The sequence below is a fragment of the Streptomonospora sp. PA3 genome (assembly GCF_009728995.1).
Classification (GTDB): domain Bacteria; phylum Actinomycetota; class Actinomycetes; order Streptosporangiales; family Streptosporangiaceae; genus Streptomonospora.
In genome coordinates this window covers 1-18,390 of record NZ_VTZW01000015.1, presented here as the reverse complement: position 1 = coordinate 18,390, position 18,390 = coordinate 1, and the positions used below count along the sequence as shown (strand labels likewise).

At 73.5% G+C, this 18,390-nt stretch carries 18 protein-coding genes; 6 read left to right on the top strand and 12 right to left on the bottom strand.

The features are described from left to right. Window positions 1-82: 82 nt before the first annotated feature. The 5 genes from FZ103_RS15090 (at window position 83) to FZ103_RS15070 (ending at window position 4,789) form a co-directional block, all read left to right on the top strand. Window positions 83-619: a GNAT family N-acetyltransferase gene (locus FZ103_RS15090; RefSeq protein WP_343233543.1), complete on the top strand. Its 537-nt coding sequence runs from the start codon at window positions 83-85 to the stop codon at window positions 617-619. A 142-nt stretch (window positions 620-761) separates the two neighbouring features. After that, the gene (locus tag FZ103_RS15085; protein ID WP_186356346.1) at window positions 762-1,586 is read left to right on the top strand and encodes a purine-nucleoside phosphorylase; all 825 of its coding nucleotides are present in this window, start codon (window positions 762-764) and stop codon (window positions 1,584-1,586) included. A gap of 124 nt (window positions 1,587-1,710) precedes the next feature. After that, window positions 1,711-3,372 carry a phospho-sugar mutase gene (locus FZ103_RS15080; protein ID WP_156001929.1) on the top strand — a complete coding sequence of 554 codons (1,662 nt, stop codon included), beginning with the start codon at window positions 1,711-1,713 and terminating at the stop codon, window positions 3,370-3,372. A gap of 431 nt (window positions 3,373-3,803) precedes the next feature. Next, a complete protein-coding gene (locus tag FZ103_RS15075; RefSeq protein WP_156001927.1) occupies window positions 3,804-4,223 on the top strand; it encodes a spore-associated protein A in 420 nt (139 codons plus the stop codon). Window positions 4,224-4,375: 152 nt separating this feature from the next. After that, the gene (locus FZ103_RS15070) at window positions 4,376-4,789 is read left to right on the top strand and encodes a spore-associated protein A (protein WP_156001925.1); all 414 of its coding nucleotides are present in this window, start codon (window positions 4,376-4,378) and stop codon (window positions 4,787-4,789) included. Between the two features lie 112 nt (window positions 4,790-4,901). Here the strand turns inward: FZ103_RS15070 and FZ103_RS15065 are convergent, their stop codons facing one another. The 11 genes from FZ103_RS15065 to FZ103_RS15015 form a co-directional block, all read right to left on the bottom strand. Continuing rightward, window positions 4,902-6,173, bottom strand: a complete 1,272-nt coding sequence (locus FZ103_RS15065; RefSeq protein ID WP_156001923.1) for a thymidine phosphorylase — start codon at window positions 6,171-6,173, stop codon at window positions 4,902-4,904. 373 nt (window positions 6,174-6,546) lie between these two features. After that, window positions 6,547-6,972, bottom strand: a complete 426-nt coding sequence (locus FZ103_RS15060; protein WP_186356345.1) for a cytidine deaminase — start codon at window positions 6,970-6,972, stop codon at window positions 6,547-6,549. Beyond that, window positions 6,969-8,444 (bottom strand): ABC transporter permease, encoded by a 1,476-nt coding sequence (locus FZ103_RS15055; RefSeq protein ID WP_156001921.1) that lies wholly within the window; start codon window positions 8,442-8,444, stop codon window positions 6,969-6,971. The genes FZ103_RS15060 and FZ103_RS15055 overlap by 4 nt, the downstream gene beginning before the upstream one ends. Next, window positions 8,441-9,877 (bottom strand): ABC transporter permease, encoded by a 1,437-nt coding sequence (locus tag FZ103_RS15050; RefSeq protein WP_156001919.1) that lies wholly within the window; start codon window positions 9,875-9,877, stop codon window positions 8,441-8,443. The genes FZ103_RS15055 and FZ103_RS15050 overlap by 4 nt, the downstream gene beginning before the upstream one ends. Then, on the bottom strand, window positions 9,874-11,445 hold the full coding sequence (locus tag FZ103_RS15045; protein ID WP_156001917.1) for an ABC transporter ATP-binding protein: 1,572 nt from the start codon (window positions 11,443-11,445) through the stop codon (window positions 9,874-9,876). The genes FZ103_RS15050 and FZ103_RS15045 overlap by 4 nt, the downstream gene beginning before the upstream one ends. Window positions 11,446-11,637: 192 nt before the next feature. Next, a complete protein-coding gene (locus FZ103_RS15040) occupies window positions 11,638-12,702 on the bottom strand; it encodes a BMP family protein (protein ID WP_156002359.1) in 1,065 nt (354 codons plus the stop codon). Between the two features lie 267 nt (window positions 12,703-12,969). Further along, entirely contained in the window at window positions 12,970-13,713 is a 744-nt protein-coding gene (locus FZ103_RS15035; protein ID WP_156001915.1) for an alpha/beta fold hydrolase, read from the bottom strand. Between the two features lie 67 nt (window positions 13,714-13,780). Then, on the bottom strand, window positions 13,781-14,119 hold the full coding sequence (locus tag FZ103_RS15030; RefSeq protein WP_156001913.1) for a biotin/lipoyl-containing protein: 339 nt from the start codon (window positions 14,117-14,119) through the stop codon (window positions 13,781-13,783). A gap of 21 nt (window positions 14,120-14,140) precedes the next feature. Then, window positions 14,141-15,124 carry an alpha-ketoacid dehydrogenase subunit beta gene (locus FZ103_RS15025; RefSeq protein WP_394350111.1) on the bottom strand — a complete coding sequence of 328 codons (984 nt, stop codon included), beginning with the start codon at window positions 15,122-15,124 and terminating at the stop codon, window positions 14,141-14,143. Window positions 15,125-15,177: 53 nt separating this feature from the next. Further along, complete coding sequence (locus tag FZ103_RS15020) at window positions 15,178-16,212, bottom strand: thiamine pyrophosphate-dependent enzyme (protein ID WP_156002358.1); 1,035 nt, start codon at window positions 16,210-16,212, stop codon at window positions 15,178-15,180. 290 nt (window positions 16,213-16,502) lie between these two features. Beyond that, window positions 16,503-16,862: a hypothetical protein gene (locus tag FZ103_RS15015; protein ID WP_156001909.1), complete on the bottom strand. Its 360-nt coding sequence runs from the start codon at window positions 16,860-16,862 to the stop codon at window positions 16,503-16,505. A gap of 198 nt (window positions 16,863-17,060) precedes the next feature. On the opposite strand from FZ103_RS15015, the gene FZ103_RS15010 reads away from it, so the two are divergent. Next, window positions 17,061-17,642, top strand: a complete 582-nt coding sequence (locus FZ103_RS15010; RefSeq protein ID WP_255430032.1) for an Lrp/AsnC family transcriptional regulator — start codon at window positions 17,061-17,063, stop codon at window positions 17,640-17,642. Window positions 17,643-17,766: 124 nt separating this feature from the next. Here the strand turns inward: FZ103_RS15010 and FZ103_RS15005 are convergent. Continuing rightward, window positions 17,767-18,390, bottom strand: a 624-nt coding sequence (locus tag FZ103_RS15005; protein ID WP_186356344.1) for a polysaccharide lyase family 1 protein, incomplete at its 5' end; no start/stop codon positions are given.

Below are 18,390 nucleotides of genomic sequence, written 5' to 3'. Positions count from 1 at the left end.
CCGTGCCACAGTGAGGGGAGCCGGCCCCGCCCCGCGCGGTCGGCGGGCCGACGCCGCCAGGCGCATGCAGGAGGTGATCGATGTGGCCGAGGACACCGGCGCCCCGGGCACACGGGTCGCCCTCGACCTGGTGCGCCTGGACGGACCCGGTCCCGGGATCCAGCGGCTGCGCGAAGCCGTCCTGCGCCTGCGCGTGGCACCCGGCCAGCGCAGCCTGGTCACCGAGGCGGTCGAAACCCTCCCGCGCGCCGACGCCGACCCCGCCCGCACCCCCTTCGCCGTGCTGTGCGAACGCGAACCCGCGGGGTTCGGCATCATCGACCGCGGTGGCGGCCTCGCCCGGCTCTCCGGCGTCGCCGACCCCGCCTCCGCGGTACTGCTGCGCGCCTTCTACCTCGCCCCCGAGTGGCAGGGCCGCGGCATCGGGCGGCGCGTCTGCGCCGGGCTCGACCCGCTGGTGCGCGACATCCACCCCGGCGCCACCGAGGTCTACGTCTTCGTCAACGAGGGCAACCGCGCCGCGGAGCGCGCCTACGCCGCCGCGGGGTTCGCTCCCGCGGGCCTGCGCCTCACCGACCCCGCCGGGGTCCAGACGGTGCTGCGCAAGGCAGTGGCATGACCGCCCGGCACGCCTGCGGCCTGCGGCGCGGCCGTCCGTTCGCCCCCTCATGGCGGTTCGCCGTTGCCAGCGCGGTGCCCAGCGCGCCAAGATCACAGCGCGGGCCCGACCGCGACAGTTCCGACCCTGGAGGTAAGTCCCCGTGACGACCGATTCGCATACCGCAGCCGCGAAGGCAGCCGAGGAGCTGCGCTCCCGCACCGGCGTCGACTCCTACGACGTCGCCCTCGTGATGGGCTCGGGCTGGGCGCCGGCCGCGGCCACGCTCGGCACCTCCGGGACCGAACTGCCCACCAGCGAGCTCACCGGGTTCGTGCCCCCGGCCGTCGAGGGCCACCGGGGCACCGTCCGCAGCATGCGCTGCGGCGACCGCGACCTGCTGGTCTTCCTCGGCCGCACCCACCTCTACGAAGGCCACGGCGCCCAGGCCGTCGCCCACGGCGTGCGCACGGCCATCGCCGCCGGCGCGTCCACGGTCATCCTCACCAACGCCGCCGGGTCGCTCAATTCCGACCTGCGCGTGGGTGCGCCCGTCCTCATCACCGACCACATCAACCTCACCGGCCGCTCGCCGCTGCGCGGCGCGACCTTCGTCGACCTCACCGACACCTACTCGGCGAAGCTGCGCACCCTCGCCAAGGAGGTCGACCCCTCCCTGGCCGAGGGCGTCTACGCCGCCATGCCCGGCCCCCACTTCGAGACGCCCGCCGAGATCCGTATGCTGCGGGCCATGGGCGCCGACCTGGTGGGCATGTCCACCGCCCTGGAGGCCATCGCCGCGCGCGAGGCCGGCGCGTCGGTGCTGGCGGTGTCGCTGGTCACCAACGTCGCGGCCGGCCTGACGGGGCAGCCGCTGGACCACGAGGAGGTGCTGGCCACCGGCCGGGAGTCCGCGCCCGACGTGGGCGCGCTGCTGGCCTCGGTCGTCGAGCGGCTGGACGGCGCGGAGCGGGAGCCGGGCGCCTGACCGGGGCCGCCCGGGAGCGGCACCGGCGCCCGCGGGCGTCCGCGCCCGCGGCGCGGGCGGACCCGAGCCACCCGACCCGCGGCCGCCCGCGGGGACGAGACGACACGAAAGGCACGCGCGGACCATGGGCGAGGACTCCTACCGTTCGCTGGCGCGGTCCTGGCTGGACCAGGACCCCGACCCGGTGACCCGCGAGGAGCTCGCCGGGCTCCTCGACGCCGACGACGAGGCCGGTTTGGCCGACCGCTTCGGGGCCCGGCTGGAGTTCGGCACCGCGGGCCTGCGCGGCAGGCTCGGCGCCGGACCCAACCGGATGAACCGGGTGACGGTCATGCGCGCGGCCGCGGGCGTGGCGCACTGGGCGGGCAGCGGCAGCACCGTGGTGATCGGCTACGACGCCCGCCACCGCTCGGCCGACTTCGCCCGCGACTCCGCCGCCGTGCTGGCCGGCGCCGGCTGCACCGCACTGCTGCTGCCGCGCCCGCTGCCCACGCCGGTGCTCGCCTTCACAGTTCGCGACCTGCGCGCCGACGCCGGGATCATGGTCACCGCCAGCCACAACCCGCCCGAGGACAACGGCTACAAGGTCTATGCGGGCGGCGCGGGCGAGGACGCCGGCAGCCAGATCATCCCTCCGGCCGACACCGAGATCTCGGCGGCCATCGACGCGGCCGGACCTGTCGACAGGCTTCCCGTCTCGCAGGACTGGCGGGTGCTGGGCGAGGAGGCCGTGGAGCGCTACGTCGCCGCCGTCTGCGCGCTTCCGCTGGGCACCGACAGGCGGATCAGCACCGTCTACACCCCGCTGCACGGGGTCGGCGCCGAAACCCTTGCCACCGCCTTCTCCCGGGCGGGCTTCCCGCAGCCGCGCACGGTGACCGAGCAGCAGCGGCCCGACCCCGACTTCCCCACGGTGCGCTTCCCCAACCCCGAGGAGCCCGGCGCCATGGACCTGGCCCTGGCCGCGGGCCGCGACGAGGGCACCGATCTGGTCCTTGCCAACGACCCCGACGCCGACCGGCTGGCGGTGGCCCTACCCGGGTACGGGCTGCTCACCGGAGACGAGGTGGGCGGGCTGCTGGCCGAGTACGTGCTGGGCCGCACCCGCGGCGGCGACCGGATGGTGGCGACCACCATCGTCTCCGCCGGGCTGCTGCCCAAGATCGCCGCCGCGCACGGGGTGCGCTGCGCCGAGACGCTCACCGGGTTCAAGTGGCTGGCGCGCGCCGCCGGCCCCGTGGAGCGGTGCGTCTTCGCCTACGAAGAGGCGCTGGGCTACTGCCTGGCCGGCGACCGGGGCCGCCCCGTGGCCGACAAGGACGGCATCGGCGCGGCCCTGGCCCTGGCCGCGCTGGCGGCCGAGGCCAAGCGCGCGGGCCGCACCCTGCTCGACCTCCTCGACGACCAGGCGCGCCGCTACGGACTGCACGCCACCCGGCAGGTGTCGGTGCGGGTCACCGACCTGTCCCGGATCCAGGAGGCCATGCGCCGGCTGCGCGCCGAGCCGCCCCGGGCGTTCGGGAAGCTGGAGGTGGAGGCGGTGGAGGACTTCTCCGCCGGCCTGGGCGGTCTGCCCGCCACCGACGCCCTGCGCTACCGCCTCGGCGGCCCCGTACGCGGCCGCGTCGTCCTGCGCCCGTCGGGGACCGAACCCAAGCTCAAGGCTTACCTGGAGGTCGTGCTCCCGGTCGACGGCGACGTCGCCGCAACCCGGAGCGAGGCCGAGGCCCACCTCACCGGCCTCGCCGACGCGGTGCGCCGGCTCTTCCCCCACGAGGAGGAGTAGGGGAGGCCGCGGCGGTCCGCGGGCTCCGCGGCGCCGGGCCCGGCGCGGGCAGGTCGGCGCGGAGCACTCCCCGCGCCGGTGGCGCCCCGAGGCCGAGCCCGTCGGCGCTGCGGGCGGCGGTCGGGTGCACGGGTCGATGCCTGCCGGCGCCCACCCCCGGCCCGCGCCATGGCGGTCGCCCGCAACAGCGCCTGGATCTGAACGGCGTCCTGTTCTCCCTGGTGAGGAAATTCGGCCCCATCCGATTCGCCGATTCCGAACCGGCTTCCAGGAATCGGGCGGACCGATAATCGTCGATCGCGCGCACCCTCGGACCGAAGTCCGTATCCGGCCAACCACGGATTCTCCGTTGACTCGCGATGCGTTTTCTGTAAATATTCTTCGCGGTCCGGACCGCATATGAAAATTTATTTCTTTGGAGAAGAGTGAAAATGCATTCGGGTGCGTCCTGGGTTCGGAAAATCGCGCTTGTCGGCGCTGCCACCGCGGTTTCCGCCGCAGGGCTCGTCGCCGGAGCCGCGCCGGCCGCGGCCGCCTCCTACAACGGCGCCTGCGGCGACGGCTACGTCGTCGTCAACCAGCGCGACCTCGACCGGGGCACCGTCTATCTGACCTACAACTCCGGCAACGGCTACAACTGCGTCGTGACGGTCCGCGACAACCCGGGCACGCGGCTGACGATGTTCGCCGGCATCTCCCGCCAGTCCGACTCGGCCTGGTACGACGTCGACCAGGGTGAATACACCACCTACGCCGGTCCGGTCTACCGCCACGCCCCCGGCGAGTGCGTCACCTGGGGCGGCGCCATCGAGGGCGACTACAACGGGGGAAACAACACCAACTGCGGCTGACCGCCCCTCCGCCGCCCCGGCTTCCCGAGGAGGCGGTGCCCTGGCAGGCCGTCCACCGCGACCCGGAATCGGCCTGAAGCAGGTCCGAAACCCCGGCCACCTGCTCCCCGCATCGACGATCTGAGCATTCGAACGAAACGAAAGGCAGATCCATGACTCCGCTGCAGAAGACGGCGGCCGTGATCGGCGCCACACTCGCGATGGCCGCCGGTGCAGTGGCCGCGGCCTCCCCGGCCGCCGCCGCCACCTACGGGGGCGAATGCGGCTCCGGCTACCAAGTCGTGAACAGCGACAACATCGGCAGCCGCGGAACCGTGTTCCTGACCTACAACTCCGGCAACGGCTACAACTGCGTCGTCGCCAAGCGGAACAACCCCGGCTCCCGGGTGATCATCGAGGCGGGCCTGTCGGTCAGCCCGGCCGGCAACCACTGGGACGTCTACGACGGCGGCCGCTACACCACCTACGCCGGGCCGATCTACCTGCACGCCGCGGACCGCTGCGTGGACTGGATGGGCCGCATCTCCGGCGTCGAAGGCGGCAAGCGCGGTACCAACTGCGGCTGACACCGGCGCAGGGCCGAACGAAGCGTCCCCCGGCCGCGCCGGGCGGGGGACGCCCACGCACCTGACCGCGGGCCCAGCGCCGCGCCGCCCGGCGCCTGCTGCCGCGGCCGCCTCACCCGACCCTGTCGATCACCAGCGGCAGGCCCCCACTCGGGCCGTCGATCGTGAAGGAGTCGGCGAGCGCTTCGGCGGCGCGGTCGAAGCGGGCGGGGTCGTCGGTGTGCAGGGTGAACAGCGGGCGGCCGGCGCGGACCTGCTCGCCCGGCTTGGCGTGCAGCTCGACCCCGGCGCCGGCCGACACCGCATCCTCCTTGCGGGCCCGGCCCGCGCCCAACCGCCAGGCCGCCACCCCGACCCCGTAGGCATCCAGCCGGGTCAGCGTCCCGGTGGAGGGGGCGAGGATGTCGCGCTGCTCCGCGGCGACCGGCAGCGGCGCGGCGGGGTCGCCGCCCTGCGCCGCGATCATCCGCCGCCAGGCGTCCATGGCCGACCCGTCGCGCAGCGCCTCCGCCGGGTCGGGCGCGCCCTCCAGCCCCGCGGCCAGCAGCATCTCCCGCGCCAGCTCCACCGTCAGGTCCACCACGTCGCGCGGCCCGCCGCCGGAGAGCACCTCGACCGCCTCGGCGACCTCCAGCGCGTTGCCCACCCGGCGGCCCAGCGGAGTGTCCATCGCGGTGAGCAGCGCGCGGGTGCGTACCCCGTGGTCGGTGCCGATCGCCACCATGGTCTCGGCGAGCTCCCGCGCCGAAGCGGTGTCCTTCATGAACGCGCCCGAGCCGACCTTGACGTCCAGCACCAGCGAGGCCGTGCCCTCCGCGAGCTTCTTGGACATGATCGAGGCCGCGATGAGCGGGATCGACTCCACGGTGCCCGTGACGTCGCGCAGCGCATAGAGCTTGCGGTCGGCCGGCGCCAGCCCGGAGCCCGCGGCGCACACCGCGCAGCCGACCTCGACGAGCTGGCGCAGCATCTGCTCGGGGGTGAGGTCGGCGCGCCAGCCCGGAACCGACTCCAGCTTGTCCAGCGTGCCGCCGGTGTGGCCCAGGCCCCGCCCCGACAGCTGCGGCACGGCCGCGCCGCAGGCGGCGACGGCCGGTGTCAGCGGCAGCGTGATCTTGTCGCCGACACCGCCGGTGGAGTGCTTGTCGGTGGTGGGCCGGGCCAGGCCGGTGAAGTCCAGCCGCTCGCCGGAGTCCAGCATCGCCCGGGTCCAGGCGCCGGTCTCGGCGCGCGTCATGCCGCGCCACACGACGGCCATGTTCAGCGCCGCCATCTGCTCCTCGGCCACCGCGCCGCGGGTATATGCGTCGATCACCCACCTGATCTGCTCACCGGTGAGCTCCTTGCCGTCCCGCTTGGCGGTGATGACGTCGATGGCCTCCAACAGGAACCTCCATGGGCGGTGATCGTGTGTGCGCGTGTCCTTCGTCCACAACCCGCCGAACTCCGCTGGCGGAGCCGGGCCTGCTGCGGCGATGATGGAGATCGGGGGATCCCCGACAGTAGCGGGCCCCATCATCGCCGCCCGGCGAATCCCTGGTCCAGACTGCGGCCGGTCGGCACTCCAGAGCGCAGCGGCGCGCCGCCCGCGCTGCGGGCCTGCACGGGTGCCGCGGTCGATCACAGCCACGCCGCCCCCGGCGGGCCGCACGCGCCCATTCAGACTGCCGCGGTCGGTCAGCCACGCCGCCCGCCCGCCCGGCGTTCGGCGCGGTCGCGGCCCCCACGGACCGCGGCCCCCAGCGGACCGCGGCCGCTCAGCGCGCCAGGTCGTCCGGGCCGAAGGCCTGCGGCAGCAACTCGCCGAGGGGGAGCACCCCCTCCGGCGTGTCCACCAGCAGATCCGGCCCTCCGTGCTCGTAGAGGAGTTGGCGGCAGCGGCCGCAGGGCATCAGCGGCGCACCGGCGCGGTCGACGCAGGCGAACGCGCGCAGCCGGCCGCCGCCGGTGGCGTGCAGGGCCGACACCAGCCCGCACTCCGCGCACAGGCCCAGCCCGTAGGAGGCGTTCTCGACGTTGCACCCCGACACCGTGCGCCCGTCGTCCGCCAGCGCCGCCGCCCCCACGGGAAAACCCGAGTAGGGCGCGTAGGCGCGGTCCCGGGCGCGCGCGGCCGCCTGGCGCAGTGCCGGCCAGTCGACGCCGGCGCGCCCTTCCGGAGCCGCCGGCCGCCCGGCGCTCACGTGTTCCCCCGCCGCCACTGCCGGCCCACGTTCGCCGGCGGGCGCAGCCGCTGGGAGGCCAACGCCAGCACCAGCAGTGTGGCGATGTGCGGGCTGTAGGTGACCAGCTGGCCCGGCAGGGAGTCCGTGCCGAAGAACCACACCAGCACGAGCACACCCGCAGGCGCCGCGACGAGCGCCGGAATCGGCGGCCCGCCGGCCGCCGCCGGCCACGAGCGCACCGCGCGTAGGGCCGCGACCGCGGCGACGCCCGCTCCCACCGCGGCCACCGCCCACCACCAGGCGGGCCCGCCCGCGACCGCCAGCGGGGCGGCGACCGCCGCGACCGCCGCGCCCGCGGCGAAGACGCCGCAGACAGCGGTCACGGCACCCGGCTCCGCCGTGGTCCGGGCCCGCAACACAGCGGCGGTCAGCATGCCCGCCGCCGCGACCAGCAGCGCCACCGCGATCAGCAGCAGCAGCGAGTGCACCGCACTCCCGCCGCCGCGCACCTGCAGCGCGTCGGTGTAGCCGAACAGCCCGGCGCCCATGGCCAGCCCGCCGGGCCGCCAGTTGCCGAAGATCATCGCGGCCAGACCGATGTAGCCGCGCCCGCCGGTCTGGCCCTCCTGGTACACCGAGGAGGCCACCATCGCCAGGAACACCCCGCCCATCCCGGCGAACCCGCCGGAGAACACCACGGCGGTGAACTTGTAGGCGTAGACCGGCACGCCCAGCGACTCGGCCGCATCGGGGTTCTCCCCGCACGAGCGCAGCCGCAGCCCGAAGGGCGTGTGCCACAGCACCAGGTAGGTCAGCGGCGCCAGCAGGACCGCCAGCAGCGTTACCACCGACATACCCGTGGCCAGCCCTGTGACCAGCGCCGCGACGTCGGAGACCAGGAACACCCCCGATTCGCGCACGGGCGCGAGCGCCTCGGCCACGAACGGCAGCCCCACCCGCGGGAACTCCGGAAGCTGCGGCGACTGGGCGGCGCCGCCTCCGGGCGCGTCGGCGAAGAACAGCAGCGACAGGTAGCGCATCGCGCCCAGCGCCAGGATGTTGATCGCCACGCCGGAGACGATGTGGTCGACGGCGAAGGTCACCGTCGCCACCGCGTGGATGAGCCCGCCGGCCATGCCGCCCAGCACTCCGGCGACCAGGCCCGCCCACGGGTTGTCCGTGCTCCAGGCGAAATAGGCGCCGAACCAGGTGCCCAGCACCATCATGCCTTCGAGGCCGATGTTGATGATCCCGGCGCGCTCGGCCCACACGCCGCCCAGGCCCGCGAGCCCGATGGGCACCGCGAACGCCAGCGTCGCCTGGATCGTGCCCGCGCTCGTCAGCATCGGCTCGCCGGTGATGGCGCGCACGCCGGCCAGCGCCACGAACGCCGCGATCGCGATGCTGGCGAACCGCCACCGCGAGCGGGAGCCGCGCCGCGCCCCGGCCGAAGGCGCCGGCGTCTCGGTGACCGTCAGATCCTGGCTCATGACGCCGCCGCCTCCTCACGGTCTCCGCGGGCGAGCTCCCGGCCGACCTGCTGCTGCTGGTAGCGCAGACCCCAGCGGTGCACGACCTCGTACACCACGACCACGGTCAGCACGATGGTGGCCTGGGTGACCACGGCGATCTCCTTGGGAATGCCTTCGAAGTCCAGGATCTGGCTCGACTGATCCAAAAACGCCCAGAACAGGGCGGCGAAGCCGATGCCCACGGGGTGGTTGCGCCCCAGCAGCGCGATCGCGATGCCGGTGAACCCGAGGCCGGTGGGGAAGTCCAGCGCGTAATAGTGCGACTGGCCGAGCAGCTGCGGCATCCCGACCAGGCCGGCGACCATCCCGGAGATGACCATCGACAGCAGCACCATGCGCTTGATGTCGATGCCGCTGGCCCGCGCCGCCGTGGGCGACTGGCCGGTGGCGCGCAGGTCGAACCCGAACCGGGTGCGGTTGAGCATCAGCCAGTAGCCCACGCCCACCGCGACCGCCAGCACCACCAGCCCGAAGATCTCCCGGTCGGCGCCCATGAAGCCGGCGGGGATGCCGGGCACCCACCCGGTCTCGGCGATCTCGCGGGTGCCGATGTTGTTGGTGCTGATCTGCACGGCCAGCCGGTCGGTGTTGAGCAGGTAGGCGGTGATCCCGGTGGCCACGGAGTTGAGCATGATCGTGGAGATCACCTCGGAGACCCCGCGGGTCACCTTCAGATAGCCCGCGATCCCCGCCCAGAAACCGCCGACGGCCACCGCCACCGTGATCACGACGACCTGGTGGACGACCGGCGGCAGCACCCAGGCGCCGCCCACGGCCGCGGCCATCAGCGCCGCCAGCCGGTACTGGCCGTCCACACCGATGTTGAACAGCTTCATCTTGAAGCCGATCGCCACCGCCACCGCCGAGAGGTAGAAGGTGGTCCCGGAGTTGACCATGATGACCAGGCTGTCGGGCTGCAGCCCGAACTCCAGCATCCGCCCGAAGGCGTGGAAGGGCGCCACCCCGCTGATCCACAGCACCAGCGCCGTCACCGCGAGCGCGAGCACCCCCGCCGCCACCACAGCGGCGACGGACAGCGCCAGCGTGGTGGCCAGGCGCCGGTACAGCAGGAACGCGGCGACCGATCCGATCAGGGCGCCCAGCGGGTAGGCCACGGGCTCGATGAGCCACCAGTCGACGACCGCGCCGCCCAGCACCCCCGCGGCCACCGCCAGCACGAGCGCGACCGGCGCCACCACCATCCGGTGCACGCGGGTGTCGGCGTCGTCGGTGGTGGGGCGGGTGAGCAGGAGGACCACCGCGAAGGCCAGCGCGACCCCCAGCGCCGCCGCGGCGGGGGCGAGCAGGCCCATGTCGGCGCCTGCGGTCGTTCCGGCGCCGACGACGACCGCCAGGCCGGCCGCTGCCGGGTTGGGAATGGAGACTCTCATGCGCCGTCCTCGCCTTCGCCGCCGCTGCCGGCCGCATCCTTCAGGCCGGCGCCGGTCATGGCGGCGCCGAGCTCCTCGGGGGTCACCGTCATCGGGTCGGCCTGCGCCACCAGCCGACCGCGCAGGATGACGTGCAGCGTGTCGGACATGCCGATCAGCTCGTCCAGGTCCGCCGAGACCAGCAGCACCGCGAGCCCTTCGCTGCGCGCCCGGCGCAGATGGTCCCAGATCGCGGCCTGGGCGCCGACGTCCACGCCGCGGGTGGGGTGGGCGGCCACCAGTACCTTGGGGCGCCCGCTCATCTCCCGCCCCACGATCAGCTTCTGCTGGTTGCCGCCGCTGAGCGCCTCGGCGATGACGTCGATGCCGGGCGTGCGCACGTCGTAGTCGGCGACGATCCGCTCGGTGTCGGCGCGGGCGCCGGCCCGGTCGATCCAGATGCCGCGGGCGTTGGGCGCCTCACCCTGGTGGCCGAGGATGCGGTTCTCCCACAGCGGCGACTCCAGCAGCACGCCGTGGCGGTGCCGGTCCTCGGGGATGTAGCCGACCCCGGCCTCGCGGATGCCCAGGGTGCCCCAGCCGGTGATGTCGCGCCCGTCCAGCCGCACGGTGCCGCGCTCGACCGGGCGCATCCCCATGATGGCCTCGATCAGCTCCGACTGGCCGTTGCCCTCCACGCCGGCGATGCCCACGATCTCGCCCTCGCGGATGGTCAGCGAAACGTCGTCGACCACCCGCCGGCCGCCGGGCTCGCCGACCTCCAGGTTGCCGACCTCCAGCATGGGGCGCTCGGTGACCGTCGACTCGCGCAGTTCGGGAACCGGCAGCTCGCCCCCGACCATCAGCGTGGCCAGTTCGCGGGCGCTGGTGCGGCCCGGGTCGACGGTGGCCACGGTGGTGCCGCGGCGGATGACGGTGATGGTGTCGGCCACCGAGAGCACCTCGTCGAGCTTGTGCGAGATGAAGATGACCGTCAGGCCCTCCCGCTTGAGCTCGCGCAGGTTCTCGAACAGCTCGTCGACCTCCTGGGGCACCAGCACCGCGGTGGGCTCGTCGAGGATCACGATGTCGGCGCCGCGGTAGAGGACCTTGAGGATCTCCACACGCTGGCGCTGGCCCACGCCCAGCTCCTCCATCAGCCGGTCGGGCTCGATGCCCAGGCCGTACTGCTCGGAAAGGGAGGTGATGCGCGCCCGCGCGCCCCGGCCGATGCCGCCGCGGCGCTCGGCGCCCAGGACGATGTTCTCCAGCACGGTGAGGTTGTCGGCGAGCATGAAGTGCTGGTGCACCATGCCGATCCCGTGCTTGATGGCGTCGGAGGGGGAGCCGAGCCGCACCGTCTCGCCCTTGACGGCGATGGTGCCCTCGTCCGGCCGGTGCATGCCGTAGAGGGTTTTCATCAGAGTGGACTTGCCGGCCCCGTTCTCGCCCACGATGGCGTGGACCGTGCCGGCCTCCACGGCGATGTCGATGTCGTGGTTGGCCACGACCCCCGGGAACCTCTTGGTGATCCCGCGCAGCTCGACGGCGGGAGGTGCCTCCCCGCCGCCGGATGGTGCGCTGCTCATCCGACTCCTTCAGGAAACGACTCGGGGCCGCCGGCGGCCGGTGCGCGAAGGCGCGGGGTGCCGCCGGCGGCGAAGCTGGGGGAGGACTGACCGCGGCACCGGGGCCGGGGCACGCTCCCCGGCCCCGGTGCCGGGGCGTGAGTCCGGGCGGGCCCGCGCGCGGGCCCGGCCCAGCCTAGGGCCTGAAGGCCGCTAAGGCTTCGTCGGGACCTCGATCTCGCCGTCGATGATCTGCTGCTTGAGCTCGTCGAGCCGGTCCTGGATCCCCGAGATCGCCTCTTCGTTGGACTTGGCGTAGCCCACGCCTCCGCTGGCGAGGTCGAAGCGCTGGATGCCCGTCTGCACCTCGCCCTCCTGCACCGACTGCACGAACTCGAAGACCGCGGTGTCCACGCGCTTCATCGCCGAGGTGATGACGTACTGCTTCTGGTCCTCGGGCGCGCTCTTGTACTGGTCGCTGTCGACGCCGATGAACATCTTCTCGGCGTCGGCCACGGCCTCCAGCACGCCGTTGCCCGACGCGCCGGCCGCGTGGTAGATCACGTCGGCACCCTTGTCGAGCTGGCCCTGGGCGGTCGAGCGGCCCGTCGCCGGGTCGGAGAAGCCGCTCATGTCCGGCGGCTGGGTGAGATAGGCGGTCTCGATCTCGATGTCGGGGTTGATCTTCTTGGCCCCGGCCACATAGCCCGCCTCGAACTTGTGGATCAGCGGCGTCTCGACGCCCCCGATGAAGCCGATGTGGTCCTCCTCGGTCTTCAGCGCGGCGGCCGCGCCGACCAGGTAGGAGGCCTGCTCCTCGGTGAAGACCAGGCTGGTGACGTTGTCCTGGTCGGTGATCTCGGAGTCGACGATGGCGAAGTGGACGTCGGAGTACTCCTCCTGGCTCGCGACGTTGACCATCGGCTGGGTGTAGGCGAAGCCCACCCCGATGACCACGTCGAAGCCCTGGTCGGCCATGTTCTTCAGCCGCTCTTCCTTGTCCACATCCGACTCGCCCTCGCTGGGCTCGAAGTCCTGGATGTTCTCCGCGGGGATCCCCAGTTCCTCCTGGACGCGCTGGAGCCCGCGGTAGGCCGAGTCGTTGAACGACTTGTCCCCCCGGCCGCCGACGTCATAGGCGAGGCCGACGCGGATCTCGTCGTCGCCTCCGCCTCCGCCGTCGCCCTCGGCGCCCCCGCTCTGAGGGTTGTCACAGGCCGTCAAGGCCAGGGTCAGCACGCCGGCCGCGGTGGCGGCGGCGAGCTTGGCGGCACGCATGTTCACTCTTCACTCCCCTTCAGCCCTGAAGCGGCCCACGCTTGTGGGTGGGCTCGCCGGGTTCTGCTGCCGGACGATATACGTTCCGTGAAATGTCACCAATCACCGCGAGGTGGTTGTTATGAAGGCGAGAGCGGAGCGAAACGGACGTTACCTGTTCGCTGTACCGCTGTTCACACGTGTGCGCCGCACCGGATCGGCGGCCGGTGCCGGGCACCGGCCGCCGCCGGGTTCCGCAGCCGCCGACCGGTAGCGGAGCGTGACCGGTCAACCCCTCGGAACCGCCGCCTGCGCGGTGAGGAACTCCGCGGCGGCCTTCTTGAGGCCCTGGGCCGCGACGGCCGTGCGGTGGTCGCGGCCCGGCGCCCGCAGCGCCGCCGCGCCGGTCTCACGCGCGAGGTCCTCCATGCCGGTGGCCAGGTCGTCGCGCTCTCCGGCCATCAGCAGCATCGGGACCGACTCCGGTGCGGGAGCGGACCGGAAGGGGTGGGCGGCCTGGCCGCGCGCGCAGGCCGCCAGGGCGGCGGGATCCGCGCCGGGCAACCGGGAGGCGGCCCGGTACACCTGCCCGAACGCGGAGTCGTCGGACTCCAGGTCGTCCAGGTCCGCGCCCGCGAACGCGTCGCGGGGCCCGAACCCGGCCAGCACCGCGCGGCGCACCCGGGCCGGGTGGGCCAGCGCCAGTTCCCAGGCCAGCCGTGCGCCCAGCGAATAGCCCACGACGTCGCACTGCTCGGTCCCCAGCGCATCCAGCAGGGCCACCAGGTCGCCGACGAGGGCCCCGGGGGTGTAGGACGCGGCGTCGTGCGGCTTGCCGCTGCCGCCGTGGCCCCGCAGGTCGCAGCCCGCCACCGGCAGGTCCGCGAGCGCCCGCGTCCATCCCGTGCGCACCCAGTTCAGCTCGAAGTCGGAGCCGAACCCGTGCACCAGCAGCACCGGCACGCCCTCGGCGCCGGGATCGGGGGCGGTGTAGCGCAGCGGCACCGCGGCCTGCAGCGTGTCCGTGGTCATCGGTGTCCCATCGGGTCGAAGCCGGGCGGCGCCGCCCGGGAGGTGTACGGAGATGCGCCGGGGGCGCCTACTCGTCCTCGGGCGGCCGGAGCCGCACCCGGCGGCGCGGCGCCTCCTCGGTCGGGACGGTGCCCACGATGCCCGCCGCGTCCTGCGCGGCGACCTCGAAGGTGACCAGGGGCGCGCCCACCGCCACCGTCTCGCCCTCCTCGGCGTGCAGCCGGGCGACCACGCCGGCGTGCGGGGAGGGGATCTCCGCGGCGGACTTGGTGGTCTCCACCTCGACCAGCGGCCCGTTGCGCTCGACGCGGTCTCCCGGGCGCACCAGCCACTCCAGCACCGTCGCCTCCACCAGTCCTTCGCCCAGGTCGGGCAGGTGGAACGTGGTCTCCTCGGGGTGTGTCATCACGTCGCTCTCTTCCAGCCGCTAGGCGCCGAAGGTCCGCTGCACCGCGGAGAGGATGCGGTCGAGCGTGGGCAGGTACTGCGGTTCCAGCGGGCCCGCCGGATAGGGCACGTCGAAGCCCGCGACCCGCTGCACCGGGGCCGCGAGCCGGGAGAACGCCCCCTCGGTGATCAGTGCGCTGACCTCGCCGCCGAGCCCGGCCGTCAGCGGTGCCTCGTGGACCACCACCGCGCGCCGGGTGCGCCGCACCGACTCCGCCAGCCCGGCGGCGTCGATGGGCTTGAGCCAGCGCAGGTCGACAACCTCCAGGTCCACGCCGTCCTCGGCGGCCAGTTCGGCCGCCCGCAGGCAGCGGTGCACCATCGCGCCCCAGGCCACCAGGGTGGCGTGGCGACCGGAGCGCACCACGCGGCTGGCGCCCACCGGCAGCTCGCCGGGAGCCTCCGGGCCGGGCGCCTCCGGGCCGGAGGGTCCGGGGCCGCGGTCCCAGTAGCGCGCCTTGGGCTCCAGGAACACGACGGGGTCGTCGGAGCGGATCGACTGCAGCAGCATGCGGTAGGCGTCGGGCGCGTCGGAGGGCGCGGCCACCTTCAACCCCGGCACGTGGGCGAAGACGGCCTCCAGGCTCTCACCGTGGTGCTCGGGGGCCCGGATGCCGCCGAAGCTGGGCACCCGCACCGTGACGGGCATGGGCGCGCGGCCGCGCGAGCGGTAGTTCATCCGCGCGATCTGGTTGACGATCTGGTCGAGGGCGGGGTAGGCGAACCCGTCGAACTGCAGCTCGGGCACCGGGCGCCAGCCGTTCATCGCCAGGCCGACGGCCATCCCCGCGATCGCGGCCTCGGCCAGCGGGGTGTCGAAGACCCGGTGCTCGCCGTAGCGCTGCTGCAGACCGTCGGTCACCCGGAACACTCCGCCCAGCCGGCCCACGTCCTCGCCGAAGACCAGGGTCGCCGGGTCCTCGGCCAGCGCCTCGTCCAGCGCGCGGTTCAACGCCTCGCGCATGGTGGCGGGGGGCGCGGGCGCCTCGGCGCCGGTCCGTCCGGTGGCTGCCGGGCTCATGCGACCTCCTCCTGCCAGATCCGCCGCTGGCGGGCCAGCTCCGCGGTGGGTTCGCGGAAGACGTGGGTGAACAGGTCCGAGCCGGGCGGCTCGGGAGCGGTGCTGACCCCGTCGCGGATGCGCTCGGCCTCCGCGCGGCACTCGGCCTCGGCCCGGTCGAAGAACGCGGCGTCGGCGCGGCCGGCCGCCTCCAGCGCGGCGCGCGCCCGCGGCAGCGGATCGCGCTCGGCCCACTCCCGCTCCTCGCGCGGGTCGCGGTAGCGGGAGGTGTCGTCGGAGGTGGAGTGGGGCGCGGCGCGGTAGGTCAGTGCTTCGACCAGGCTGGGGCCGCCGCCGGAGCGGGCGCGCTCCAGCGCCTCGCGCACGGCGGTGTAGACGGCGGCGAGGTCGTTGCCGTCGACGGCGGTGCCCGGCATTCCGTACCCGGCGGCGCGCGCGGCGACCGATCCGCCCGCGATCTGTCCCTCGTTGGGCACCGACAGCGCCCACCGGTTGTTCTGGCACACGAACACCACGGGCGCGCCCATCACCCCGGCGAGGTTCATCGCCTCGTGCACGTCGCCCTCGGAGCTGGCGCCGTCACCGAAGTAGGACACCGCGCAGCCGGTCCGCCCGGCCAGCTTCTCGCCCAGCGCCCACCCCACGGCGTGCGGGACGGGGCCGCCGACCACGGCGTTGATCGGCGCGAAGCGCGAGGCCATCGGGTCGTACAGGCCGCCGTGCCACAGGGCCCGGTGGCTGGCCATGTAGCCGACCATGTCCACCCCGAGCGTCAGCGCCACGGCCATCTCGCGGTAGGTGGGGAAGGCGAAGTCCCGCTGCGGGTCCATGGCGGCGGCGCTGCCGACCTGGGCGGCCTCCTGGCCGCGCAGCGAGACGTAGGCGGGGAAGACCCCTTGGCGCTGCAGTGCCACCGCCTCGGTGTCCAGCAGCCGCGCGGTGAGCATCGTGCGGTACAGCCGGCGGTGCAGGTCTGCGGGCAGCCGCGGCCGGGACCGCGGGTCCGGCCCGCCTTCGCCCTCCGCGCTCATCGCAGGCTCCTTCGCGCCGCTGTCGTCGCTGCGGGCGTCCGGCGGCTTGCGGGTCAGCATGTGCGGCGCCTCCTCGGTTGCGGATCGGGGGAGCGGCAGCGCCGCCCTGGGGTGTCCGATGATCCCGATTGTGCGCCGAAGTTTGACACTTTCGCTAGTGATTCAGGAAAACTGCATACAACAGCGAACGAAAGTGGTTGAACGGTCCGCAATCGTCTAATCGCGTCGATCATGGTGGGGCCCCGCCGAGACACGGGCGCACCCGCTCGGCTCGGGGCGGTCGGGACCGCCTAGAGGTCGGGCAGTGGATCCGGGGGCAGCGAGGCCGCGCCCTGAAGTTCGGCGTCGCAGGCGTTGATCACCGATACGTACTCGTCGTCGACCTCGAAGGTGCGGCCGCCGAGGTGGAAGGTGGGGATGAGGTGGGTGTCGACGGGGCCGATGCGCACGCCGCGCGGGAAGACGTGCCAGACCCCCTTGGGGCGCGTACGGCTCCACAGGCGGTTCACGAGCACGGTGACGGTGGCCTCGGTCACCGCGAAGACGAAGAACTGCGACTCGTTCCACGATGCGGGGAAGATGTAGCGGATCTCGGCTCCGGCCGGCAGGAAGCCCCGCGCTCGCTCGCGGACGTCGGGGGGAATGGGCATGGCGCCTCCTTGCGGTCACCGCACGCGTACGCCGCGCGTCCTGGCAACATGTTAGGTCGGTCACCCCCGGCCGCCGAGTACCGATTCCGCAGCGCGGGTGGCCAAACCGCCGCCCTGCTCTTGATAATGACCGAAACGTCCCCACGCCGATGGTCGCCCGCCCGGCCGTCGCTCGACCGAAACCCCAGGAGTAAGGGAATGGCCGACGGCCAGCAGTGGCAGGAGCGCGGGCACTCGCGGACGCACGCGGAATCCGAACGCAGAAGGCCCCTCCGCTCCACCGCGGTGGAGGGGGACGGCGACCGGCCCCGGCGGCGCGACGCGCGGCTGCCCGACGCCACGGACGAGATCATCATCGGTGCGCTCGCCGACGACGCGCGCACCGGCATCACCGAGATCGCGGCCATGGCCAACGTCTCCCGGGCCACCGCCTACAACCGCATCAAGCGGCTCACCGACGACGGCGTCATCCGCGGCTACTCCGTGGTCGCCGACCACGCCCGGATGGGGCTGGGGGTCACCGCGCTGGTGCTCATCTCGGGCAGCCAGCCGGACTGGCGGGCCAACCGCGAGGTGCTCTCCTCCTATCCCGAGATCGAGTACTGCTGGTACGTGGTGGGATCGGCCGACATCGTGCTGCTGGTGCGCGTCGCCGACACCGACCAGCTGCGCGACCTCATCCTCACCCGCCTGCAGGCGCTGCCCGGCGTCACCTCGACCCAGACCCTCACCGTCATCGACGAGGTGGTGCACCGGCCCGTCGTGCGGCCCGCCGACTGACCGGTCCCCGCCGCCGTCCGCACGCACGGCCGCGCCCGCCGGGAGGCTCCGGCGGGCGCGGAGTCGCGCAACAACGGTAAGCGCTTACCTGGGTCAGGCCGCGCGCCCACCGGCGGGGGAGGGGTCAGATGTTGCCGGGTCCGGCGCCGGCGGTGACGACGGCGGGCACGTCCTGGGCCGCGTCGGGGCTGTAGGCGTAGGGCACCTCGGCCACGCTGCCGGCGGTCTCGGGCCGCCCGGAGTCGTCGAAGACGTTGCCGCGGGCCACCAGCCGGCCCGGATCGGAGTCGGCGTAGCCCACGTGGGTGGGGTTCTCGACGTTCTCGAAGTAGTTGTCCTCCACCAGCACCCCGGCGTCCATGGTCGAGGCCACCCCGTAGCCGCTGTTGCCGCGGTAGTAGTTGTTGTAGACGTGGACGGTCTCGCCGAAGCGCACCCGCGGATGCCGGCTCTGGGAGCCGTCGAAGTAGTTGTGGTGGTAGGTCACCCGCAGGTGGCCGTCATCGGCGGTGTGGCCGTCGGAGTGGCCCAGCAGCATCGACTTGCCGTGGTCGAAGACGTGGTTCCAGGAGACGGTGACGAAGTCGGACTCGCGCTTGATGTCCACCGCGCCGTCGGAGCCGTTGGTGAAGCTGTTGTGGTCGATCCAGACGTTGGTGGAGCCGTCCTGGACGTTGATGGCGTCGTCGTCCCAGTTCGCGAAGGCCAGGTTGCGGATGACGACGTTGTGGGCCTCGTCGACGTCGAC